Genomic DNA, 22,643 nt, shown 5'->3' with positions numbered 1-22,643 from the left:
GAGCTGACGCAGCAGCGTCAGAAGAGCTGGCGCCAGTTCGTGCGGGCCAGGTCGAGCAGCTCGTCGCCGCGCCCCGAGAGCACCGTGCGGATCGCGTAGAGCGCGAAGCCCTTCGCCTGCTCGAACGCGATCGTCGGCGGGATCGTGAGCTCCTGCGGGTCGCACACCACGTCGACGAGCGCCGGGCCGTCGTGCGCGAAGGCCTCGGTGAGCGCGGCGTCGACGCCGGCCGAGTCCTCCACGCGGATGCCCCTGATCCCCATCGCCTCCGCGACGGTGGCGAAGTTCGGGTTCTCGAGATCAGTGGCGAACGGCACGAGGCCCGCCGCCTTCATCTCGAGGTCGACGAAGTTCAGCGACGAGTTGTTGAAGACCACGACCTTGGCGGGCAGATCGTTCTGGGTCAGCGTGAGCAGGTCGCCCAGCAGCATCGCGAGCCCGCCGTCGCCGGAGAGCGTCACCGTCTGCCGTGCGCGGTCCTGCGCGAGCACGCCGATCGCCTGCGGCACGGCGTTCGCCATGGAGCCGTGGCTGAACGAGCCGATCATGCGGCGCCTGCCGTTCATGGTGAGGTACCGGGATGCGTAGACCACGGGCGAGCCGACGTCCGGGATGAAGACGGCGTCGTCGGCCGCGAGCTCGCTGATGCGGCGAGCGAGGTACTGCGGGTGCACGGGCCGGCCCTTGCGGGAGGGCGTGGCGAGGTCGTCCAGCCGCTCGCGCGTCTTCGCGTAGTGCTGCTGCGCGTCCTTCAGGTGGCGGTCGCCCTTCTGGTCGAGCATCGACAGCAGGGCCGCACAGGTCTTCTTGACGCCGCCGACGAGCGCGACATCGATGGGATGCCGCCGGCCGATCTGCTCGCCGCGGATGTCGACCTGCACGAAGCGAGCGTCGTCCGGGTAGAACTGCGGGTAGGGGAAGTCGGTGCCCAGCAGCAGCACGACATCCGCGTTGCTCATCGCGCGGAAGCCGCTCGCGAAGCCGAGCAGCCCCGTCATGCCGACGTCGAAGGGGTTGTCGTGCTCGAGGTGCTCCTTGCCGCGCATCGCATGCACGGTCGGGGCGCCGAGCCGCTCAGCGAGCGCGAGCACCTCAGCGTGCGCACCGGCCGTGCCGGCGCCGCCGAGGATCGTCACCGTCTTGGCGCTGTTCAGCAGGTCGGCGGCCTCGCGCAGCTGCTCGTCGACCGGCACGGTGGCCGAGCGCGTGCGGCGGATGATCGTGCGCCGATCGTCCTCGAGGGCAGCCGATGCGACATCCCCTGGGATCACGAGCACGGCGACGCCGCGCTTCTCGATCGCCGTGCGCATCGCGATCTCGAGCAGCCGCGGCATCTGCTCGGGGCTCGCGACGTACTCGACGTAGACGGAGCACTCGCGGAACAGCTCCTGCGGGTGCGTCTCCTGGAAGTAGTTCGTGCCGATCTCGACGGTGGGGATGTGCGCGGCGATCGCCAGCACCGGCACGCGGTTGCGGTTGGCGTCGAAGAGCCCGTTGATGAGGTGCAGGTTGCCCGGACCGCAGCTGCCGGCGCAGACCGTCAGCTCGCCGGTCATGTCGGCTTCGGCGCCGGCGGCGAAGGCCGCGGTCTCCTCGTGACGCACGTGCACCCAGTCGAGCCGGTCCTCAACGCGGATCGCCTCGGTGAAGGCGTTCAGCGAGTCACCGGGCAGCCCGTAGACGCGCTGCACCCCGTTCGCGACCAGGGTCTGGACGATGTTCTCCGCAACGTTGGCCATGCCCTAACCATGGCACGCGCATCGGAGCGATGACAGAGCGCCGAGACGGCTGGCTCGCCTCGCGGGCCGTGGGGCGAGCCGCGCGCGGTTCACCCGCACGAGGCGGATGCCGCGAGGTCAGTCGGTCGGGTCGGTCGCGGGCGGCGCGTGGTCAGGCCGCGCCGTCTCGACCCCACCGCGTGCCCGCTCCAGCAGCCGCATGAGGTGGTAGATCACGAGCGTCGCGACCGTGCCGAGCACGATGCCGCCGAACGACGCCTGGCCGGCCGCGAGGGTGAAGTCGGCGATCGCGACGATGAGTCCGACGCCGGCGGCGAACTGGTTGCGCGGCTTCGAGAAGTCGACCTGGTTCTCGATCCAGATGCGCACGCCGATGATGCCGATCAGGCCGTAGAGCGCGGTGGTGACGCCGCCGAGCACGCCTGCGGGCGTGGCGAAGATGATCGCGCCCACCTTCGGGCTCAGGCCCAGCAGGATCGCCGTGATCGCCGCCACCCAGTAGGCGGCCGTGGAGAAGACGCGCGTGGCGCTCATGACGCCGATGTTCTCGCCGTAGGTCGTGGTCGGCGAGCCGCCGAAGATGCCCGAGATGGTCGTGGCCAGGCCGTCGGCGAACAGCGTGCGGCCGGCGAGCGGATCGAGGTCGCGGTGCAGCAGCTGGCCGACGCCCTTGACGTGGCCGAGGTTCTCGGCGATCAGCGGCAGCACGATCGGCACGAACATCAGCATTGCCGGCAGCAGCGCCGGGTCGAAGGTGGGCGACGTGAATTCGGGGAGCCCGACCCAGGCGGCATCCTCGACCTTCGTCCAGTCGACCTTGCCCATCAGTGCCGCGGTGGCGTAGCCCACCACGACACCGACGAGGATCGACAGGCGCCCGACGAGCCCGCGGAAGAGCACCGACGTGAGGATGACCGCGAGCAGCGTGATGGCGGCCAGGCCCGGATCCTTCACGAAGTTGTCCCGGGCCGCGGGCGCCAGGTTGAAGCCGATGAGCGCGACGATGGTGCCGGAGACCACCGGCGGCATGAGCGCACCGATCCATCGGGTGCCGGCGAAGTGCACGATCACGCCGACGATCGCCAGCAGCACGCCGACCAGGATGACGCCGGAGAGCGCGAAGCCCGGGCCGCCGATGGTCGTCGCGGCGCCGATCGGCGCGAGGAACGCGAACGACGAGCCGAGATAGCTGGGCAGCTGATTCTTCGTGATGAGCAGGAACAGGATCGTGCCGATGCCGGAGAAGAGCAGCGTGGTCGACGGCGAGAACCCGGTGATGATCGGCACCAGGAACGTGGCGCCGAACATGGCGACCACGTGCTGCATGCCGAGCCCGATGGTGCGGCCCCAGCTCAGGCGCTCCTCGGGGTAGATGATGTCGGTCGCGGTGAGGTTGGTCTCGTCGCGGTAGCGCCAGGTGAACATGCTGTCCTTCGATGCAGGAGGTGCCGGGTGTGCTCCGGCCGCGACGGCGGGACTCCGTCGGCGGGATCGTATCCGGTGGCGCGCGAGCGTCTCACCCCTACCGCAGATTCCCGGTGCGGTCGGTGTCGCCGCCCGGTACCGTCGAGCCGTGAACGAGCAGATCAGTGTGCGCGGCGCGCGCGAGAACAATCTCCGCGATGTCGACGTCGACATCCCCAAGCGGCAGCTGAGCGTGTTCACGGGCGTCTCCGGCTCCGGCAAGTCGAGCCTCGTGTTCGGCACCATCGCCGCCGAGTCGCGGCGCCTGATCGACGAGACCTACGAGGCGTTCGTGCAGGGCTTCATGCCGCCCGCACCGCAGCCCGATGCCGACAGCCTCGAGGGCCTGACCGCCGCGATCCTCGTGGGTCAGGATCAGATGGGCGCGAACTCGCGCTCGACCGTCGGCACGGCCACGGATGCGTACACGATGCTGCGCATCCTGTTCTCGCGCGTGGGCGAGCCGAGGCTCGAGTCGTCGGTGCTGTTCTCCTTCAACGACCCGCGCGGCATGTGCATGGTGTGCGAGGGCCTCGGTCGCGTCTCGGCGATCGATGTGGGAGCGATCGTCGACCGCAGCAAGAGCCTGAACGAGGGCGCGATCGACTTCCCGAACTACCAGGTCGGCTCCTGGTACTGGAAGCTCTACGCCGAGTCGGGCCAGCTCGATCCCGACAAGCGCATCGCCGACTACACCGACGACGAGCTGCACCTCTTCCTCTACGGCGAGGAGCGGAAGGTGAACTTCGCGGGCTTCAACATGTCGTACGAAGGGCTCATCCCGAAGCTCAAGAAGAGCGTGTTCGTGAAGGACCCGGACTCCATGAAGCCGACGCTGCGCGCCCGCGTCGAGGCGGCCGCGACCTACGGCGACTGCGAGGAGTGCGGCGGTTCGCGCCTGAACGCCGCGGCGCGCGCGGTCACGGTGCAGGGCACCACGATCGCCGAGGCGACCGCGATGCAGCTGACCGATCTCGCGGCGTTCGTCGCCGCGATCCCCGCAGACGCCGGGGGAGCGGCGACGGCCCCGCTGCGCGCGAAGCTCGTCGACCTGCTCGAGACCTTCGACGCCATCGGGCTCGGCTACCTCTCGCTCGACCGTCCCGCGGGCAGCCTCTCCGGCGGCGAGGCGCAGCGCACGAAGATGGTGCGACACATGGGCTCGGCGCTCACCGACGTCACCTACGTGTTCGACGAGCCGACCGCGGGCCTGCACGCCCACGACGTCGAGCGCATGAACGGCCTGCTGCAGCGGTTGCGCGACAAGGGCAACACCGTGCTCGTCGTCGAGCACAAGCCGGAGGTGATGGCGATCGCCGATCGCATCGTCGACATGGGTCCGGGTGCCGGCACGCATGGCGGCACGATCGTCTTCGAGGGCACCTTCGACGAGCTTCGAGCCTCCGGCACGCGCACGGGCGACCACCTCGAGCACCGCCAGGCGATCAAGGCGTCAGTGCGCGAGGCCACCGGCAGCATCGCCATCCGCGATGCGCGCTCGCACAACCTCACGGGCGTCGACGTGGATGTCCCCACCGGCGTGCTCGTCGCCGTCACGGGCGTGGCCGGCTCCGGCAAGTCGTCGCTCATCCACGGATCGCTGCCGCGCCAGGGCACGACCTTCGTCGACCAGACCGTCATCAAGGGATCGCGTCGCTCCAACCCCGCGACGTACACGGGCATCCTGGAGCCCATCCGCAAGGCGTTCGCCACCCCCAACAAGGTCAAGCCCGCGCTCTTCAGCGCGAACTCCGAGGGCGCGTGCCCGGAGTGCAAGGGGCTCGGCGTCATCTCCTCCGACCTCGCATTCATGGCGGGCGTCACCACGCCGTGCGAGCTCTGCGGCGGCAGGCGCTTCACCGCCGAGGTGCTCGAGTACCAGCTGCGCGGCAAGTCGATCGGCGATGTGCTCGACATGTCCATCGAGCAGGCCGCCGCATTCTTCACCGAGAAGCAGGTCGCGCCGATGCTCGTGCGGCTGGAGGATGTTGGGCTCGGCTACATCACGCTCGGCCAGACGCTCACGACGCTGTCGGGTGGCGAGCGGCAGCGGCTGAAGCTCGCGATCGAGATGGGCACGGATGCCGCGGTGATCGTGCTCGACGAGCCGACCACCGGGCTGCACATGGCCGACGTCGACAACCTCATCGGGCTGCTCGAGCGCATCGTCGATGCGGGCCGAACGGTGATCGTGATCGAGCACAACCTCGACGTCGTCGCGCGCGCCGATTGGCTCATCGACCTCGGGCCCGGGGCTGGCCAGCAGGGCGGGCGCATCGTCTTCGAGGGCACGCCCGCAGCGCTCGCGGCAGACCCCGGCGACTCGCTCACCGGTCGCCACCTCGCGAAGCGGCTCGCCGTCTGAGCGCGGCGGGCGCGGCGGCGCGATGCGCCGATACCTATGTCGACGTCCTAGAATGCGGCCGTGCCCAAGTTCACCGCCATCCGCACTGAGTCGACCTTCGTCGACCTGCAGGGCGTGAGCATCCACTGCTACACCTGGAAGCCGGGCAAGCCGAAGGCCGTCGTTTTCATCGCGCACGGACTCGGCGAGCATGCCCTGCGCTACGAGCATGTCGCGCAGCACCTCGTCGGCGAGGGCTATGCGGTCTGGGCGATCGACCAGCGCGGCCACGGCGCCACCGGCATCGAGCAGCACGGCGGCGATCTGAGCAGGCTCGGCCGCATCGGCGCCGGCGGCATGCGAGCCGTCGTCGGCGACCTGGCGAGCGCGCTCAAGCGGATCCGCGGCGAGCACCCGGGGCTGCCGATCGCGATCCTCGGCCATTCGTGGGGCTCGGTCCTGACGCAGATCCTGCTCAATGACCGAGCGTCGCTCGTCGATGCGGCCGTGCTCACCGGCACCGCCTACCGAATGCCGGGCTGGGTGAATGCGGGCGACCTGAACGCGCGCCACGCGCACCTGGGCACGACGGGCTACGAGTGGCTCTCGCGAGACCAGGCGGTGATCGACGCGTTCGTCGAGGATCCGCTCACGTTCCCCGCGAACTCCCTGGAGCTCTTCGGCCTGCGCGAGGGCCTGCGGCTCTACGGCATGCCCGCGCGCCACATCGAGCCCGATGTGCCGGTGCTGATCGCCGGCGGCTCAGACGACTCGCTCGGCGGCACCAAGTCGCTCGAGAAACTGGGCGCCGCCTATCGCGGTCGCGCGGGCCTCAGCGACGTGACGGTGGTGGTGTACCCCGGCGCGCGCCACGAGATCCTCAACGAGATCAATAAGGGCAAGGTGCTGGACGACATCGTCGGCTGGCTCGACGAGCGGCTCGTGCCGAGCGCGGCACCACGGCGCTGAACGGTCGCGACCGGCGGGCTCCGGCCGGGCGGTAGCGGCGCCCGTAGGCTGAAGGCATGCACGGCGAGTACAAGGTTCCCGGCGGCAAGCTCGTGGTGGTCGACCTCGAGCAGAGCGACGGCCGCATCGTCGACTTCCGGCTCGCGGGCGACTTCTTCCTGGAGCCCGACGAGGCGCTCGGCGCGATCGACGAGGCGGTGAATGGACTGCCCGTCACCGCGACCGCCGTCGAGATCGGCCAGGCGATCACGGCGGGCCTGCCGCAGGATGCCGTCCTGCTCGGCTTCACCCCGGAGTCGGTGGGTGTCGCCGTTCGCCGCGCGCTGCAGCACGCGAGCTCGTTCGGCGACTACGAGTGGACGATCATCGACGACGAGCCGCGGTTGCCGATCGTCCACGTCGCACTCGACGAGGTGCTCACCGAGGAGGTCGGAGCCGGCCGTCGGGGCCCGACGCTGCGCTTCTGGAACCTCGCGGGACCGGCCGTCTACCTGGGCTCGTTCCAGTCGTACAGGAACGAGGTGGAGCCGGATGCCGCCGAGCGCCACGGCATCCCCGTGCTGCGCCGCATCACCGGCGGCGGCGCGATGTTCTCGGAGCCCGACAACGCCATCACGTACTCGCTCTACGTGCCAGGAGATCTGGTCTCGGGCATGAGCTTCCAGGACTCGTACGCATTCCTGGACGCCTGGGTGATCGAAGCCCTCAAGGGGCTGGGCATCGACGCGTTCTACGCGCCGCTCAACGACATCACCTCGGCGAAGGGCAAGATCGGCGGTGCGGCGCAGAAGCGCCTGGCCTCCGGCGCCGTGCTGCACCACGCGACGATGTCCTATGACATCGACGCCGACAAGATGACCGAGGTGCTCCGCATCGGCAAGGAGAAGCTGAGCGACAAGGGCACGACCAGTGCGAAGAAGCGCGTCGACCCGCTGAAGTCGCAGACCGGCATGGAGAAGGCCGCGGTGCAGGATGCGCTCAAGGGCACCTTCCGCAGGCTCTTCGGCGGCGCCGACGGAACCCTGACCGAGGCCGAGCTCGCCGAGGCCGAGGAGCGCATCCGCAGCAAGTTCAGCACGCGCGAGTGGCTGCACCGCGTGCCGTGATGCTGGCCCGTCGGACGCTCTTGTCTGCAGTGGCTGCTCACGATTGGATGGGCGCATGAGCGAGCCCGCAGTGCACGAGACCCACGTGGTGGTCGGAGACGACTCCGACCGCTCTCGCTATGAGGCGCACATCGGCATCCGGCTGGCCGGGGTGCTCTCGTACGTCGACGACCCGGACGGCAACCGCGTGCTGCAGCACACGGTGGTCGGGGAGGAGTTCGGCGGACACGGGGTCGGCAGCGCGCTCGCGGCGTTCGCGTTCGCCGACGCGGCCGAAGCCGGGCGCAAGATCGTGCCGCAGTGCACGTTCGTGCAGTCCTGGCTGCAGCGGCACACCGAGCATCAAGCACTGGTGGCGCACCCGTACGCAGGCTGAGGCCGCGACGTCGCGTACACTGGTGGCAGCCGGTCTCCGGCTGCGCGGATGTAGTTCAATGGCAGAACTTCAGCTTCCCAAGCTGATAGCGCGGGTTCGATTCCCGTCATCCGCTCCCTTGGCCCGGTCGACGACCGGGCCTTGCTGCTGCCGGGACAGTGCGGCCAGCGGCGCGACGACCGGCTGACACGGCGGTCGCGCGCCCGCCCCAGCAGTCGCCGCCTGGCCCGCGAGCTGATCAGCAGAAGCCGGCGATGCCCTTCCACGCAGCGTGGTCCGTCGCTGCACCCTCGCGCAGCACGGTCGCCTCGATTAGCCCGTAGGGGCGGTCGGCGGCGAAGAAGACCTCGTTCGGGTTGTCGAGCCCGAAGGGCTCGAGATCCACGAGGAAGTGGTGCAGGTTCGGCATCGAAAACTTGATCTCGTCGATCTCCGGGTGGGCCTCGAGCACCGCCTTGCCCATCGCGAACAGCGACTGCTGCAGCGCGAGCGAGTGCGTCTGCGCGAACGTCTCGAGCAGGATCCGGCGCACGTCAGCGAACGCGGCGTTGAAGTCGAGGTCCGCACGGTTGTAGCGCCACTTCGTCGTGACGGAGGTCGCCAGGATGCGATCATCCGTCTCGACGAGGCTCGTGTACCGGTCGCGCGGGAAGCCGTGGAACTCGGAGCCGGTCGACTTGAGCACCGCGAGGTCGTGCAGGCCGGAGATGACGGTGGTCTCGCCATCGTCGACCGTGACGACGGTCGAGCGGGTCTCGGTGCCACCGCGCACGAACGCGTGGTCGTGGCCCTCGCCATCCACGGGGATCCGGCTCCAGGTGTACTGCTCGGCCTCCCAGCGGCCGCCGGTGACCCAGTCGAAGTCGTCCGTGAAGTGCGCGCCCAGCCGCAGGAGGAAGTCCTCCGGTGCGCCGACGCCATCGCGGGCGAACGCGTAGACGGTGTTCTTCTGGGTGTCGGTCGCGACGACCCTGGCGTTCTCGCCCTCCGTGTGCGCGGCGGTGAAGTCGCCGCGCAGCTGCGAGGAGACGTTGAGATCGGTGATCTCGTGGCGGGGCGTGGCCCTGTCAATGCGGACCAGGCGGACCTCCGCCTTGCCGTACTGGTTTGCACCGAGGACGATCCTGCTCTCTGGCATCTTCAGTTCCCTCGGTAGGTCGAGTAGGCGAACGGGCTGATGAGCAGCGGTACGTGATAGTGCTGGTCTCCGTCAGCGACCGAGAAGTCGATCGACACGACGGGGTAGAAGGTCTCGCGATCGGTGCGGTTGAAGTAGTCGCCGACCGCGAACGTGAGCCGGTAGGTGCCGGCCTCGAGCCGCTCGGGGCCGAGCTCCGCGATGCGCCCGGCATCGTCGGTGACGTCGGCTGCGATCTCGCTGCCGTCTCCGCGCTGCAGCGCGACCGCGACCCCGCGGGCGGGGCCGCCGAGCGCGGCGTCGAGGATGTGCGTGGTGATCTGGCTCATGATCCGAAGATGCCTTCCAGTCGGAGGATGGCGATCTGCCGCAGCTGGTCAGCCACGACGGGGATCTCCTCCTCGTCGGTGTGGGTCAGCCGCTCACGCAGCGACGCGAGGATCTCCTCGGCGCTGCGACCCGCGGCTCGGATGAGGAACACCCGCGAGAACTGCTCCTCGTATGCGCGATTGCCGGCAGCCAGGGCTGCGGCGGTGTCCTCGCGCTGGACCCCGAGGCCGGCTTGCTCCGAACGCGACAGCGAGGCCTCAGCACTCGTGCCGCTCGCGCGCTCCCCGATGCGGGGGTGGTGCGCGAGGGCGCCGTCGATCTCAGCGACCGTCCAAGGCAGCGCTCGGGTGCGTGCTGCCTCGATCAGCGCTTCCATGCTGGAGTAGGGGCGGCCGTCGACGAGAGCGTCGACCCAGCGATCGATGTCGACGCAGGGTCGCACGACTGCTCGTGCCGCCTCGGCATCGATGCGGTTGAATGCTGCAAGCTGCATTGCTTGTCCTTCAGGTTTGCCGGTCGGGTGCTGCCGCCTGTGGCTGAGCCTCAGACCTGCAGCGACGCACGCAGGCGCGCGACGTGCCCGGTCGCATCGACGTGGTACTCGGCGGACTCGATCCGCCCCTCAGGGTCGAGCACAAAGGTGGAGCGGATCAGGCCGATGCGCTCCTCGCCGCCCACGACCTTGCGCCCCCAGGCGCCCCAAGCGTCGGCAACGGCGTGGTCCTCGTCCGACAGCAGCGGGAAGCCGAGCTGCTGCTCCTCGGCCCACTGCGCGATCCGCTCGACCGGGTCGGGGGAGATCCCTACCACCGCAACCCCGGCGGCGCTCAGCGAGGCGAGGCTGTCGCGGAAGTCGCAGGCCTCGGTCGTGCAGCCGGGCGTGAACGCGGCCGGGAAGAAGTAGACGATTAGCCGGCGGCCGGCGAAGTCCTCCGGTCGCACCTGCTGGCCGCTCGCGTCCGGCAGGGCGAATCCTGGCTGCGGATCACCCGGGGCGAGGCGTGTGTCGGTCATGGTCGTTCCCTTCGGGGTCGGGTTCCCGGCGGTCATGCCGGGTTGCGCAGACGGTCGGTGCCATCCTGCACGGTTGGGCGTGGATCAGGCTGCGCCGCGTCGCAGCAGCTGCCCGAGCGGCTGCTCGAAGTCGACGCGCTGCCCGCGCAGGTAGGTGTCGCGCACCACGCCCGACAGCGCTCGACCGTGGTACGGCGAGAGCGGGTTCTTGTGGTGCAGGCGCTGCACATCGACGACGAAGGCGGCGTCGGGAGCGAAGACCGAGAGATCGGCGTCGAAGCCGATCGCGATCGTGCCCTTGCGGGTGAGCCCCGCGAGCGCGGCCGGTCGCGCCGACATCCACTGCACCACGCGCTCGAGCGGGATGTTGCGACGCCTGGCCTCGGACCACACGAGCGGCAGGCCCAGCTGCAGCGACGCGACGCCGCCCCAGGCGACGGCGAAGTCGCCGTTGTCGAGGTCCTTGAGGTCGAGCGTCGAGGGGGAGTGGTCGCTCACGACGCAGTCGATCGTGCCGTCCAGCAGGCCCTGCCAGAGCAGCTCGCGGTTGGACGCCTCGCGGATCGGCGGGCAGCACTTGAAGGCCGTCGCACCGTGCGGGATCTCCTCCGCCAGCAGCGTCAGGTAGTGCGGGCAGGTCTCGACGGTGAGGCGCACGCCATCGCGCTTGGCGCTGGCGATCATCGGCAGCGCGTCGGAGGAGGAGAGGTGCAGGATGTGCGCGCGGGCGCCCGTCCAGCGGGCGCGCTCGATGACCTCGGCGATCGCGATGTTCTCGGCGCCGCGGGGGCGGGAGGCCAGGAAGCGGTCGTAGTGGTCGCCCTCCGCGGAGGGTGCGCGGTCGATGGCGCGGGAGTCCTCCGCGTGCACGATGAGCACCGAGTCGTAGCCCGCGAGCTCCGCCATGTCCACCTCCATCTCGTCGGCATCGAGATGCGGGAACTCGTCGACCCCCGCGTGCAGCAGGAAGCACTTGAACCCGAAGACGCCGTTGTCGTGCATGGCGCGCAGCTCGCTCGTGTTGCCGGGGATGGCACCACCCCAGAAGCCCACGTCGACGAAGACCTGGTCGGCAGCGACGCTCCGCTTCAGCTCGAGCGCATCGACCGAGACGGTCGGGGGGATGCTGTTGAGCGGCATGTCGATGATCGTGGTCACGCCGCCGGCAGCCGCCGCCTTCGTGGCGGACGCGAAGCCCTCCCACTCGGTGCGGCCGGGCTCGTTCACGTGCACGTGGGAGTCGACGAGCCCGGGCAGCAGGGCCTCATCGTCCTGCAGGGTGACGGTCTCGCGGCCGCGCAGCTCGTGGCCCAGCGGCTCGAGCGCGCGGATGACGCCATCGGTGATGCCGATCTCGCGGGGCCGGAAGCCCGCGGTCGTCAGGATCCGCTCGCCGCGCACGACGAGGTCGTATTCGACGTCGGGGGTGGGGTCGCTCATGCTCGTTCGCTCTCTGTGGTCGAAGGTGTGCGGGGCGTGCCGGAATCGCCCGGTGCCATGGTGCCTGCAGCGGGCAGCCGCGCGGCGATCTCCTCGCCGACCTGGTGCAGCAGTCGCGCGGCGTCGCGCATGCTGATCTCGCGATCGGGCTCGCGGGACGCGAGCGAGTAGGTGTGCTGGAAGCCTGCATCCTGCAGGCGCTGCTGGTCGAGCGTCGTGCGGCCGCAGACGGCGACGGTCGGCACCGAGACCGCCGCAGCCGCCCGGGCGACGCCCACCGGGGTCTTGCCGCCGAGTGACTGCTCGTCGATGCTGCCCTCACCGGTCACGACGAGGTCGGCGCCGTGCAGGCGCTCGTGCAGTCGGGTGAAGTCGAGCACCACGTCGATGCCGTTGCGCCGCTCGGCGTCGAGGGCCGCGAGTGCGGCGAAGCCCACGCCACCAGCAGCCCCTGCGCCGGGGGCATCGGCGACACCGGCTGCGTCGAACGCCGCCTGCACGGCCTGCGCGAAGCGGGAGAGACCGAGCTCGAGCAGCACGACGTCTTCCGGCCTCGCACCCTTCTGGGGTCCGAAGACGGCTGCTGCGCCCTGCGGGCCGAGCAGCGGGTTGTCGACGTCGCTCGCGAGCAGGAAGGCTGCGCCTGCCACCCGGGGGTCGAGCCCGGATGCGTCCACGGAGACGACGTCGACGAGTGCGGCGCCGCCGTCGGCCACCGCGGACCCAGAGGCATCCAGCATCCGCACGCCGAGTGCGCTCAGCATGCCGGCGCCGCCGTCGGTGTTCGCGCTGCCGCCAACCCCCAGCACGATGTGCGTGGCGCCGGCATCCAGGGCGGCGAGGATGAGCTCGCCCGTGCCGCGGCTGGTGGCTCGGAGCGCGTCGGGCGCACCGCGGACGACGGCGAGGCCGGAGGCGAGCGCCATCTCGATCACGGCCTCGCACCCGCGCAGCCCCCAGTCCGCCTCCACGGCGGTGCTGCTCGGCCCCGTCACGGTGGCGGAGCGGCGCTCGTAGCCGGCGCTGAGCGCCGCATCCAGCGTGCCCTCGCCGCCGTCGGCGACCGGAGCCAGATCCACCTCCGCATCGGGTCGCACCGCGAGGATGCCGTCCGCGATCGCACGGGCGACCGCCGGGGCCTCCAGTGAGCCCTTGAACTTGTCGGGTGCGATCACGACGCGTGCTGCGCGCATGTCAGAACCTCCTGGTCCGCTTGTCGCCGGTGCTGCCACGCTCGCAGAGGCCGTGCCCGCTCAGGACATGGTGGCGCGGAACCCGTCGCTGCGCACGGGCCACGAGACGAGCCGGCGGTCGCCATCGGGCATGTCAGCGTCGAAGCCGGCGTCAGGTGAGACGGATCTGCCGATTGACGTCCTTGTACAGCAGGTAGCGGAACGGCTCCGGGCCCCCGGCGTAGCAGGCTTGCGGGCAGAAGGCGCGCAGCAGCATGTAGTCGCCCGCCTCGCACTCGACCCAGTCGTCGTTGAGCCGGTAGACGGCCTTCCCCTGCAGCACGAACAGGCCGTGCTCCATCACGTGGGTCTCGGCGAACGGGATCGAGCCGCCAGGCTGGAAGGTGACGATGTTCACGTGCATGTCGTGCGAGAGGTCATCGGGGTCGGCGAACCGCGTCGTCGCCCACGCGCCGTCGGTGTCCGGCATCGGTCGCGGCTCGACGTCCTGGTCGCGGGTGACGAATGAGCTCGGCAGGTCGATGCCGTCCGCCGCCTCGTAGGCCTTGCGGATCCAGTGGAAGCTCGCGGCCGTGTCGCCGGCGTTGGCGAGCGACCAGGAGGCGCCGGGTGCGATGAACGCGTAGCCGCCCGGCTCGAGCACGTGCTCGACGCCCTCGAGCGTCAGCGTGAGCGTGCCTGCGGTCAGGAACACGACGCCCTCGACACCTGCCTCCGGCTCCGGACGCTCCGCTCCGCCGCCCGGCCCGATCTCGACGATGAGCTGGGAGAAGGTTGTGGCGCCGCCGGCGACGGGACGCGCGATGATCCACGCCCGGGTGTTCGAGAAGCCCGGCAGGTTGCTCGTGACGATGTCGCGCAGCACCCCCTTCGGGATGAACGTGTAGGCCTGCTTGACGACCGCGCGGTCGGTGAGCAGATCACGCTGGGGCGGCAGCCCGCCCTGCGGGGTGTAGTAGTTCATGCTGACTCCTGTGTCGCGTCGAATCGGGGATGCGCGAGCGCGACCAGCGCGCCGGTCTCGATGCCGGTGGCGGTGATCTCGTCGGCAGTGACGGCACCGCACGCGAGGCCGCGCGCGACGAACGCCGCGAGCGCGCGAGCCGTTGCCGGCTCATCCATCACGGCACTCTCGACGCCGCGCAGATAGTTGTCGAGGCGCGTCGTGGCCGATGCGAATCCCTCCCGGTAGAAGAGCGTGTTCGCGATGAAGCGAGGCACGAGCTGCGCCGGATGCAGATCCCACCCCTGGTAGTAGCCGCGCTCGAGCGAACGCCGCGTCAGCCTCGCGCTCAGCTGCCAGGCGCTGTCGACAGCCTGGGCATCGCCCACCGGCAGGATGTTGGTCGATCCGTCGGAGAGCCGCACCCCCGTCTGCGCGGCGGCCACCAGCATCACCTGCTTCGCGTGGTCCGCGGCCGGGTGCTCCATCGACTGGTAGGCGGCGGCGATGCCGAGCGACGCGCTGTAGTCGTAGGTGCCGTAGTGCAGCCCGCTCACGCGCCCCTCCGCAACATGGATGGCGCTCGCGAGCGGCGACGAGCCGTTCGGCCCGAGGATCAGCTGCGGCGTCTCGACCTGCACCTCGAAGCGTAGGCGCCCCGGCGTCAGTCCGAAGTGCTCCTCGAAGCGACGGCAGATCTGCACCATCACCTCGACCTGCGCGACGGTGCTCACCTTCGGCAGCGTGAGCACCAGGCCGTCCGGCAGGTCGCCGGCATCGAGCAGCGTCGACAGGAACAGGTCGAGCGAGCGGATGCCCCGCTGCCTGGTCGCCGCCTCGAAGCACTTGCAGCGGATGCCGAAGAACGCGGGCGCGGAGCCCTCGGCATGCGCCGCCGCGAGGCGCTTCGCGGCGGCGCACACGTCGGCATCCTCCGTCGCACGCCCGCGATCGCCGTAGCCGTCCTCGAAGTCGAGCCGGAGATCCTCGATCGGCTCCCTCTCGAGCTTGGTCGTCACGAGCCTGGCGACGTCGGGCGCGAACGCCTCCGGCACCTGCAGCGAGCGCAGCACCGCGTCGATGCCGCCCTGCTCGGCGATGGCGGCCTGCGCAGCCGCGCCCCACCTGCGAGGCAGGTCGCTCGTGTAGGTGTCGGCGGGCACGTAGACCGTGTGCACCGGCTGGCGCGAGCCATCGTCGCCCGGGAACTGCCGTGCGAGCATGCGGTCGGTCGCCGTCAGCTGCTGGTCGAACACGGCGAGGTCGGCCGCGCTCAGCAGTGCCGCCGTCACTGCGTCACCAGCAGCTCGTAGGCGGGGGTGGTGAGGAAGTCGGTGTACTCCTTGGACAGGCAGAGGTCGGCGACCAGGTCGGCGGCCGGGCGGTAGTAGCGCTCGAAGTCGTCCTCGCGCACCTCCCCGCGCAGGCGCTCGAGCTCCTCGTCCAGGGCGCTGCGCACCAGCTCGGGGGTGACGGTGGCCCCGGTGTCGGCGAGCACCGACTCGTTGCGCAGCTGCTGCCACACCTGCGAGCGAGAGATCTCAGCAGTCGCGGCATCCTCCATCAGGTTGTGGATGGCGACGGCGCCGTTGCCCGACAGCCACGCCGCCACGTAGGCGATCGCCACGGAGAGGTTCGTGTGCAGCCCCTGCTCCGTGACGGAGCCCGGAGCCGAAGTGACGTCGAGCAGGTCGGTCGCGGTGACCTCGACCTCGGGCCGCTGGCGGTCGATCTGGTTGGGGCGGCCGCCCAGCACCGAGTCGAACACGTCGCGGCAGATCTCGACCAGGTCCGGATGCGCGACCCACGAGCCGTCGAAGCCGTCGTTCGCTTCGCGCGTCTTGTCGTCCCGCACCTTCTGGAACGCGGCAGCGGTGACCTCGGGCTCGCGCCGGTTGGGGATGAACGCGGCCATGCCGCCCATCGCGAATGCGCCGCGGCGGTGGCAGGTCCGCACGAGCAGCTCGGTGTAGGCCCGCATGAACGGCGCGGTCATGGCGACATCCGCGCGGTCGGGCAGCACGAAGGCGTCGCCCGCGTCGCGGAAGTACTTGATGATGCTGAACAGGTAGTCCCAGCGGCCGGCGTTGAGCCCGGAGGCGTGGTCGCGCAGCTCGTAGAGGATCTCGTCCATCTCGAACGCCGCGGGGATGGTCTCGATCAGCACGGTGGCGCGGATCGAGCCCTGCGGGATGCCGAGGGCGTCCTGGGCGAAGACGAACACGTCGTTCCACAGGCGCGCCTCGAGGTGGCTCTCGAGCTTCGGCAGGTAGTAGTAGGGGCCGGCACCGCGCTCGAGCAGCTGCTTCGCGGTGTGGAAGCAGTGCAGGCCGAAGTCGACCAGCGACGCGACAGCATCCCGGCCGTCCACCTCGATGTGCTTCTCGACCATGTGCAGGCCGCGCGGTCGCGTGACGACGACCGCGAGCGGTGCGTCGGTGCGGAGCGCGTAGGTCTTCCCCTCGGGGGATGTGTACGCCAGGTCGCCGCGAGCCGCGTCGGCCAGCGTCGCGATCGCGTCGACGACGTTGCTCCAGGTCGGCGTCGAAGCGTCCTCGAGGTCGGCCAGCCACACCTTCGCACCCGAGTTGAGGGCATTGATCGCCATCTTCGCGGGGGTCGCGGGCCCGGTGATCTCGACGCGTCGATCCCGCAGTGCGGCGGGAGCGGGGGCGACGGTCCAGTCGCCCGCGCGGATCTCGGCGGTCTCCGGCAGGAAGTCGAGCACACCGGAGCGGGCGACCGCGTCGCGGCGCGCACCGCGAGCGGCGAGCAGCTCGTCACGCCGCTCGGCGAACCGCACATGCAGCTGCTCGACGAACACGAGCGCGTCGGGAGTGAGGATCTCATCAGCGCGATCCGGCGCCTCGGCGGTGCGGATGCTCAACCTCATTGGGGCTCCTCTGGTTCGACTCAGTGCTCACGCGTCTGGGTGCCACGAGCATGGCAGGCGTGATGCCGACGGCGGCATACCTTGGGGTTTCCGTATGGTGGATGTCGCGCACCGTTGATCGAGAGGCGGCCTCATGGCTGAGAAGGCATCCGGCGAAGTCCAGTCGGTCGAGCGCGTGTTCGAGCTGCTGGAGATCATCACGGACGCCGACGCCGACGCCGACGCCGACGGCGACGTGACGCTGAGCGAGCTGTCCGCGAGCAAGCAGCTCGGCACGATCGCCCGCCCACAGCTCGGCACGATCGCCCGCCCACAGCTCGGCGAGGGCGCATGACGGCCCGGCCGGAGCGCCCGCGCCACCGTGGGCGAGGTTTCGTGATCGTCGGGGTCGTGCTCCTGGTGGTGGTGGCGATGGTGGTGGCGGCCGAGCTCGCCGCGCGTCAGCTGGTGCCCGACACGATCCGATCCGCCGTCGTCGAGCAGCTCGGGCTGCCCGCCGACCACCCGGTGGACGTGGAGGTCGACGGCATCCTCCTGCCGCAGCTCATCGTCGGCACGCTCGATGACGTGCGCATCGCTTCCGAGGCCGTCACGGTCGGCGACTTCGGCGGTGATGTCACCGCGCGCCTCGAAGACCTCCCGATCCGTGGCGACGGGGCGGCCGCCGGCGGCTCGGCGCAGGTGCGCATGAGCACCGAGCAGCTGCGCTCGCTCGTAGCGACCATCGATGGCTTCCCGGCGGAGGCCATCGAGCTCGAGGCGCCGAACGTCACCGCGTCGACCGAGTTCACCGTGCTCGGCGCGACGATCCAGCTCGGCCTCGTGCTCGAGCCCAGCGCCGCAGACGGGGAGCTCGTGCTCGCTCCCGTCTCGGGCAGCATCGCGGACGTGACGGTCACCGCAGCGCAGCTGCGCGAGCAGTTCGGCGGGCTGCTCGAGCCGCTCGTGCAGGATCGCAGCGTCTGTGTCGCATCCTCGATGCCCGCGGCGCTGACACTGGAATCGATCGACGTGGTGGATGACGAGCTGGTGGCGGGCTTCGACATCGACGGCGGCATCATCAACGATCCGGCGCTGCAGGAGAACGGCACCTGCTGAGTCTGTCAGTCCGGCACGGTGAGCGGCTCGAGCACGCCCAGCTGCAGCCACGTGAGCGGCGCGACCACCGCGAGTGCCGCGACCAGCACGAGCGTGAGCACCACCACGATGTACTGCACGCGCCGGCGCCCGTGCGAGATGCGGCGGAAGCCCCACGCGATCGGCAGTCCCACGAGCGCGATCATCAGAGCGATCGTTGGCGCGACCCAGTGCGGTACGCACGCGAGCGCGGCGAGCAGCGCGATGCCGATCGCGATCGGCAGCATCGACGGCTCACGCTGATCAGCCGCCTCGGGCTCGGGCGGCGCGTCCCACGGCACGTCCGGTGCACGGAGCTCTGAGGCGGGCCCGGCGGGCGCATCGCGCGGATTTCTGGCCGGGGGCAGCGCGCGGGTCCAGGGGGCGGCTGCCGATGGCGGGGTGCCCCCGCCGGCGGTGGCGTCCCGCGTCGGGCCCGGCTCGTCGGGCGCGGCTCGACGCTCCGGCGGCGCCCACCGCCGTGCCTCCTCATCGTGCCCGTCCACGCATCCATCCTCCCAGCGTTCGTTCGGATCCGATGGCAGCGAGCCACGGGCGCGCGGCGTCAGGGGACGAGCGGCATCTGGCCGGTCTGCGGCGGCATGGGGCGCGCTCGCGCGGCGGTGATCGCGACGCCCGCCGACGCGGTGACGACGAGCGCGAGGGCGAGCAGGTCCAGCCCCGTGAGCAGCTCGCCGATCACCAGGAACCCGAAGATCGCCGCAGCGGCGGGCTCGGCCGCCATGAGGATGCCGAACACGCGGGTCGGCACGCGGCGCAGCGCCAGCATCTCGAGCCCGTAGGCGATGGCGCTCGAGAGCATCGCGACCGCGAAGGCCGGCAGCAGCACGCTCGGCGTGGCCGCGACCGCGCCGATCACGCCGAACAGCCCGAACGGCAGCACCGCGACCGTCGCGATCACGAGCGCGCCGGCGAGCCCGCCGACGCCCGGCACATGCCGGCCGACCGAGGCGGAGGCGAGGATGTACGCGGCCCAGCAGCCCCCCGCGGCCAGCGCGAGCACAACGCCCAGCGGATCGAGCGAGCCGTCGAACGACTGCACGCCCAGCACGCCGACCCCGACCACCGCAAGACCGACCCAGGCGAAGTCGATCGCGCGCTTCGAGTGCGAGAGCGCGACGATGAGCGGCCCGACGAGCTCGAGGGTCACGGCCACCGCGATCGGGATGCGCGGCAGCGCCAGGTAGAACAGCAGGTTCATGCCGGCGAGCGCGAGACCCAGGAACAGGATCGAGCGCCACGCGGCGCGATGCCACGACCGGATGCGGGGCCGCGCGATCAGCAGCATGACGACCGCCGCGATCGCCAGCCGCAGCAGCGTGAGTGCCGCGGGGTCGATGCGGTCGAAGAGCGTCTTCGCGATCGAGGCGCCGAACTGCACCGACGAGATCGAGCACAGCACCAGCAGCACGCCCGCGACCATGCCGCTGGTGGAGGGTCGACGGATGCGGGGCACCGATCCAGGGTAGGCGTGCGGGGCGCTCGCGACCGCATCATCCTTGCGGCTGATGTTCCGGGGCGCCGGTAGGCGTTCCGGCCCGCGCCGGGCAGGATGAGCCCATGACGACATGGCAGTCCCGACACGCGCGGGTCCCGGCGTGAGCGCGAGCGCTCCTGACGCTCCCGAGCCGATCCCCGCATCCGCCCCTCCGGTGTTCGTCGATCCGCTCGCGCAGCAGTCCGAGCGCGTGGCGCTCGATGCCGGCGGCATCGTCGTCGAGTTCGTCGCGCGCAGCTTCGGCACCGTGCACGCGGTGCGCGAGATGTCCTTCCACGCGAAGCCCGGCCGCGTCACCGGCCTGATCGGCCCCAACGGCGCAGGCAAGACGACGCTGCTGCTGATGCTCGCATCGCTGCTGGCCCCGGATGCCGGCACGATCCGCATCGACGGCGCGGATCCCGTGCGCGACCCGAAGGCGGTGCGGCGAGCGATGGGCTGGATGCCGGATGTGCTCGGCACGTGGCGCACGCTCACGCCGCACGCGATCCTGACAACCGTCGGTCGGCTGCACGGGCAGCCCCGAGCCGTGGCGAGGGCGCGCGCCGATGAGCTCATCGTGGAGGCGAGGCTGGAGGAGCTCGCGAACCGCCCGAGTCGCGTGCTCTCGCGCGGCCAGCAGCAGCGGCTCGGGCTCGCACGCGCACTCGTGCACCGACCCCGGGTGCTGCTGCTCGACGAGCCTGCCGCCGGGCTCGACCCGACGTCGCGCGTGGAGCTGCGCGAGATGCTGCGAGGGTTCGCCGCCGACGGCGGCACCGTGCTGATCTCGAGCCATGATCTCTCGGAGCTCGACGAGATGGCGCACGACGCCGTCTTCGTCGACCGGGGCGAGGTGGTCGGCGGCGAGCGGCTCGTGCTCGCGAAGCAGGCTGCCCGCGAGTGGCGGATCAAGGCGCTGGATGCGCGGGCGCTCAGCTACCAGCTCGCGCACATCGGTGTCGCCTTCGACCGCGTCCGCATCGAGGGCGACATCGCCTACGTCGCGCTGGACCGAGACGAGGATGCCGCCGCGGTGCTGGCGCTGCTGGTGCAGGCCGGCGTCGCCGTGACGCACTTCGCGCCTTCGGTGGGCGACATCGAGCGCACCTATCTGGGTCTCGCTGGAGGTGCCCGATGAGCGCCTGGCTGCGCATGCTCGGCGTGGTCGTCGGGCTGGAGCTGCAGCAGCGTGTGCGATCGGTCGCCTGGTACGTGCTGCTCGGCGTCGTCGCCCTCGTCGTCGGCGGCGTGATCACCGTGCTGTTCCTCGCGCTCAGCGGGTTCCAGCGAGACCTCGGCGGCGCCATCTTCTCGATGACCATCTTCCTGGTGCTGCTCGTCACCTCGCTCGTCACGCCCGCGCTCAGCGGCAACGCGATCAACGGCGACCGCGATGCCGGCACGCTCGCCTCCACGCAGGTGACGCAGGTGAGCGCCACGCAGCTGGTGCTCGGCAAGGTGATCGGCTCCTGGATCGCCTCGCTCGGCTTCCTGGCGGTGTGCGCGCCCTTCATGCTCATCTCGGCGTCGCTCGGCGGTCTGCGGCTCGAGGCGGTGCTGGTCGCGATCCCCGTCCTGGTGCTTGAGATCGGTGTCATCTCGGCCATCGGTGTCGGGCTCTCCGGCCTGATCCGGAAGCCGGTGCTCTCGACGGTCGTCACCTACCTGGTGGTCGCGTTCTTCAGCGTCGGCACGCTGGTCGGCTTCGGCGTGGGCATGCTCGCGCTGCAGACCGAGGAGACGCGCAACGAGATCACGTGGGACTACGACGAGCAGACCGGCGCCTCCACCTGCCGAGAGACCGACCGCACCTACGAGATCACGGTCCCGCGCCCGGATCGCGTGTGGCTGATGCTGGCCGCGAACCCCTACGTGATCATGGCCGACGCGATCCCGCCGCACTACGACGCGAGCGGGTATCCGGACGACCTCTTCGGGCAGATCGGCTACGGGGTGCGTGCTGCGCAGGAGCCTCCGCGTGGCGAGTCGTGCGCCGACTACGACGACCAGGGGATGCCGCAGGAGTTGGCGAGCGAGATCCACGAGCGCACGCTGCCGAGCTGGTTCGTCGGCCTCGGCCTGCACCTGCTGCTGGCGGGAGCCGCGGTCTGGGGCGCGATCGGCGCGGTGCGCGCGCCCGCGCGCACGCTGGCGGCGGGCAGCCGCATCGCCTGACCCCACCCCTGACACAACGCAAGCCCGAACACCGGATTCGGCGGCGAGCAGAGCAGCGTCGCGGCCGATGCCGCTCGCAGCGTCGCCCGGGCTTGCGTTGTGTGGAGGCGGGTGGGCTGAGGGCCGTCAGGGAGAGGCGAGCGGGCAGGATGGGGGCATGACGCTTCCGCAGAGGGCCGAGTCCATCCAGCAGCAGCTGCACGCGCTGGGCATCGACCGCGAGGTCATCCACTTCCCCGAGGGCGTGCACACCGCGAAGGCGGCAGCGGCCGCGCTGGGCATCGAGGTCGGCGCGATCGCCAACTCGCTCATCTTCTGGATGGCCGACGCGCCGCTGCTGGTGATGACCTCCGGCCGCCACCGCGTGGACACCGCCGCGCTCGCCGAGCAGTTGGGGGATGGGCCGATCGAGCGCGCCACCCCCGCGCAGGTGCGCGCCGCGACCGGGCAGGTGATCGGCGGCGTCGCGCCGCTGGGCCATCCCGCGCCCATCCGCACCCTCGTGGACGTCGCGCTGCGCGACTACCCCCAGCTCTCGACGGCAGCCGGCACCCCCGACACCGTCTTCATGCTGCGCTACGACGAGCTGCTGCGCATCACCGGCGGCGAGGAGCGCGTTGTCGCCGACTGACGCTCAGGCTTTCTACAAGAGGGTCGCAGCGATCTGGTGCACGATGCGCATTTCTTCTTAACTGGCGGTCACGTCGGAGGGCCCCAGCCTCCGGCTCCTACATCGGAGTCTCCATGTCGAACACGACGCCAAACCCCACCGGGGTGCCCAATCCAATGCAGACCAGCGCTCCTCAGCCATCTCCGACGCAACGCCTGTCAGCGACCCAGCAGCTGGCCGGACAGGCCGGAGCGGCCCAACACGTCACGCCGCCGCAGTACCAGGCGCCGCC

At 70.6% G+C, this 22,643-nt stretch carries 22 protein-coding genes and 1 tRNA gene; 10 read left to right on the top strand and 13 right to left on the bottom strand.

Translation table 11 applies throughout. From position 1 onward, the window contains the following. Positions 1-17 precede the first annotated feature (17 nt). Together poxB and ACJJVL_RS10035 are read right to left on the bottom strand one after the other, a co-directional pair. Positions 18-1,739 (bottom strand): ubiquinone-dependent pyruvate dehydrogenase, encoded by a 1,722-nt coding sequence (gene poxB / locus ACJJVL_RS10040; protein WP_405218522.1) that lies wholly within the window; start codon positions 1,737-1,739, stop codon positions 18-20. Positions 1,740-1,856: 117 nt separating this feature from the next. Beyond that, positions 1,857-3,164 (bottom strand): uracil-xanthine permease family protein, encoded by a 1,308-nt coding sequence (locus ACJJVL_RS10035; RefSeq protein WP_405218521.1) that lies wholly within the window; start codon positions 3,162-3,164, stop codon positions 1,857-1,859. Between the two features lie 148 nt (positions 3,165-3,312). Between ACJJVL_RS10035 and ACJJVL_RS10030 the strand changes: the two genes are divergently transcribed. From ACJJVL_RS10030 to ACJJVL_RS10010, 5 genes are all read left to right on the top strand, one after another. Beyond that, positions 3,313-5,568 (top strand): ATP-binding cassette domain-containing protein, encoded by a 2,256-nt coding sequence (locus tag ACJJVL_RS10030; RefSeq protein WP_405218520.1) that lies wholly within the window; start codon positions 3,313-3,315, stop codon positions 5,566-5,568. Positions 5,569-5,628: 60 nt separating this feature from the next. Beyond that, entirely contained in the window at positions 5,629-6,516 is an 888-nt protein-coding gene (locus tag ACJJVL_RS10025; RefSeq protein ID WP_405218519.1) for an alpha/beta fold hydrolase, read from the top strand. Between the two features lie 56 nt (positions 6,517-6,572). After that, a complete protein-coding gene (locus ACJJVL_RS10020; protein ID WP_405218518.1) occupies positions 6,573-7,622 on the top strand; it encodes a biotin/lipoate A/B protein ligase family protein in 1,050 nt (349 codons plus the stop codon). Between the two features lie 55 nt (positions 7,623-7,677). Then, positions 7,678-7,998 (top strand): GNAT family N-acetyltransferase, encoded by a 321-nt coding sequence (locus ACJJVL_RS10015; protein WP_405218517.1) that lies wholly within the window; start codon positions 7,678-7,680, stop codon positions 7,996-7,998. A gap of 44 nt (positions 7,999-8,042) precedes the next feature. Continuing rightward, a tRNA-Gly gene (locus ACJJVL_RS10010) sits at positions 8,043-8,113 on the top strand. A 123-nt stretch (positions 8,114-8,236) separates the two neighbouring features. Here the strand turns inward: ACJJVL_RS10010 and pucL are convergent. The 9 genes from pucL to aceB all read right to left on the bottom strand — a co-directional run bounded on the left by pucL (position 8,237) and on the right by aceB (position 16,949). Further along, on the bottom strand, positions 8,237-9,136 hold the full coding sequence (pucL, locus tag ACJJVL_RS10005) for a factor-independent urate hydroxylase (protein ID WP_405218516.1): 900 nt from the start codon (positions 9,134-9,136) through the stop codon (positions 8,237-8,239). Positions 9,137-9,138: 2 nt separating this feature from the next. Beyond that, positions 9,139-9,465: a hydroxyisourate hydrolase gene (uraH, locus tag ACJJVL_RS10000; protein ID WP_405218515.1), complete on the bottom strand. Its 327-nt coding sequence runs from the start codon at positions 9,463-9,465 to the stop codon at positions 9,139-9,141. Beyond that, positions 9,462-9,959, bottom strand: a complete 498-nt coding sequence (gene uraD, locus ACJJVL_RS09995; protein WP_405218514.1) for a 2-oxo-4-hydroxy-4-carboxy-5-ureidoimidazoline decarboxylase — start codon at positions 9,957-9,959, stop codon at positions 9,462-9,464. The genes uraH and uraD overlap by 4 nt, the downstream gene beginning before the upstream one ends. A 50-nt stretch (positions 9,960-10,009) precedes the next feature. Then, on the bottom strand, positions 10,010-10,480 hold the full coding sequence (gene bcp / locus ACJJVL_RS09990; RefSeq protein ID WP_405218513.1) for a thioredoxin-dependent thiol peroxidase: 471 nt from the start codon (positions 10,478-10,480) through the stop codon (positions 10,010-10,012). 84 nt (positions 10,481-10,564) lie between these two features. Beyond that, positions 10,565-11,920 carry an allantoinase AllB gene (gene allB / locus ACJJVL_RS09985; protein ID WP_405218512.1) on the bottom strand — a complete coding sequence of 452 codons (1,356 nt, stop codon included), beginning with the start codon at positions 11,918-11,920 and terminating at the stop codon, positions 10,565-10,567. Continuing rightward, a complete protein-coding gene (locus tag ACJJVL_RS09980) occupies positions 11,917-13,113 on the bottom strand; it encodes a glycerate kinase (RefSeq protein WP_405218511.1) in 1,197 nt (398 codons plus the stop codon). Before ACJJVL_RS09980 ends, allB begins: the two co-directional genes overlap by 4 nt. 151 nt (positions 13,114-13,264) lie before the next feature. After that, positions 13,265-14,077, bottom strand: coding sequence for a bifunctional allantoicase/(S)-ureidoglycine aminohydrolase (locus ACJJVL_RS09975; protein ID WP_405218510.1), 813 nt, complete (start codon positions 14,075-14,077; stop codon positions 13,265-13,267). Further along, positions 14,074-15,348 carry a DUF6986 family protein gene (locus ACJJVL_RS09970; protein WP_405218509.1) on the bottom strand — a complete coding sequence of 425 codons (1,275 nt, stop codon included), beginning with the start codon at positions 15,346-15,348 and terminating at the stop codon, positions 14,074-14,076. Before ACJJVL_RS09970 ends, ACJJVL_RS09975 begins: the two co-directional genes overlap by 4 nt. Beyond that, positions 15,345-16,949 (bottom strand): malate synthase A, encoded by a 1,605-nt coding sequence (gene aceB / locus ACJJVL_RS09965; RefSeq protein WP_405218508.1) that lies wholly within the window; start codon positions 16,947-16,949, stop codon positions 15,345-15,347. Before aceB ends, ACJJVL_RS09970 begins: the two co-directional genes overlap by 4 nt. 133 nt (positions 16,950-17,082) lie before the next feature. Here aceB and ACJJVL_RS09960 point away from each other — a divergent pair, with 133 nt between their 5' ends. After that, positions 17,083-17,283, top strand: coding sequence for a hypothetical protein (locus ACJJVL_RS09960; RefSeq protein WP_405218666.1), 201 nt, complete (start codon positions 17,083-17,085; stop codon positions 17,281-17,283). A gap of 41 nt (positions 17,284-17,324) precedes the next feature. Then, positions 17,325-18,047 (top strand): LmeA family phospholipid-binding protein, encoded by a 723-nt coding sequence (locus ACJJVL_RS09955; protein ID WP_405218507.1) that lies wholly within the window; start codon positions 17,325-17,327, stop codon positions 18,045-18,047. A gap of 5 nt (positions 18,048-18,052) precedes the next feature. Here the strand turns inward: ACJJVL_RS09955 and ACJJVL_RS09950 are convergent, their stop codons facing one another. Continuing rightward, positions 18,053-18,571, bottom strand: coding sequence for a hypothetical protein (locus ACJJVL_RS09950; protein ID WP_405218506.1), 519 nt, complete (start codon positions 18,569-18,571; stop codon positions 18,053-18,055). Between the two features lie 59 nt (positions 18,572-18,630). Further along, complete coding sequence (locus ACJJVL_RS09945; RefSeq protein WP_405218505.1) at positions 18,631-19,542, bottom strand: EamA family transporter; 912 nt, start codon at positions 19,540-19,542, stop codon at positions 18,631-18,633. A gap of 112 nt (positions 19,543-19,654) precedes the next feature. On the opposite strand from ACJJVL_RS09945, the gene ACJJVL_RS09940 reads away from it, so the two are divergent. The 3 genes from ACJJVL_RS09940 (at position 19,655) to ACJJVL_RS09930 (ending at position 22,372) form a co-directional block, all read left to right on the top strand. Next, positions 19,655-20,704, top strand: coding sequence for an ABC transporter ATP-binding protein (locus ACJJVL_RS09940; protein WP_405218504.1), 1,050 nt, complete (start codon positions 19,655-19,657; stop codon positions 20,702-20,704). Further along, a complete protein-coding gene (locus ACJJVL_RS09935) occupies positions 20,701-21,741 on the top strand; it encodes an ABC transporter permease (protein WP_405218503.1) in 1,041 nt (346 codons plus the stop codon). Before ACJJVL_RS09940 ends, ACJJVL_RS09935 begins: the two co-directional genes overlap by 4 nt. A 157-nt stretch (positions 21,742-21,898) precedes the next feature. Beyond that, positions 21,899-22,372 (top strand): YbaK/EbsC family protein, encoded by a 474-nt coding sequence (locus ACJJVL_RS09930; RefSeq protein WP_405218502.1) that lies wholly within the window; start codon positions 21,899-21,901, stop codon positions 22,370-22,372. Positions 22,373-22,643 lie beyond the last annotated feature (271 nt).

This window comes from Agrococcus sp. Ld7 (assembly GCF_045064095.1).
Lineage (GTDB): Bacteria > Actinomycetota > Actinomycetes > Actinomycetales > Microbacteriaceae > Agrococcus.
The sequence above is the reverse complement of the archived record's forward strand: the minus strand, read 5'-3'. Positions and strand labels throughout refer to the sequence as shown.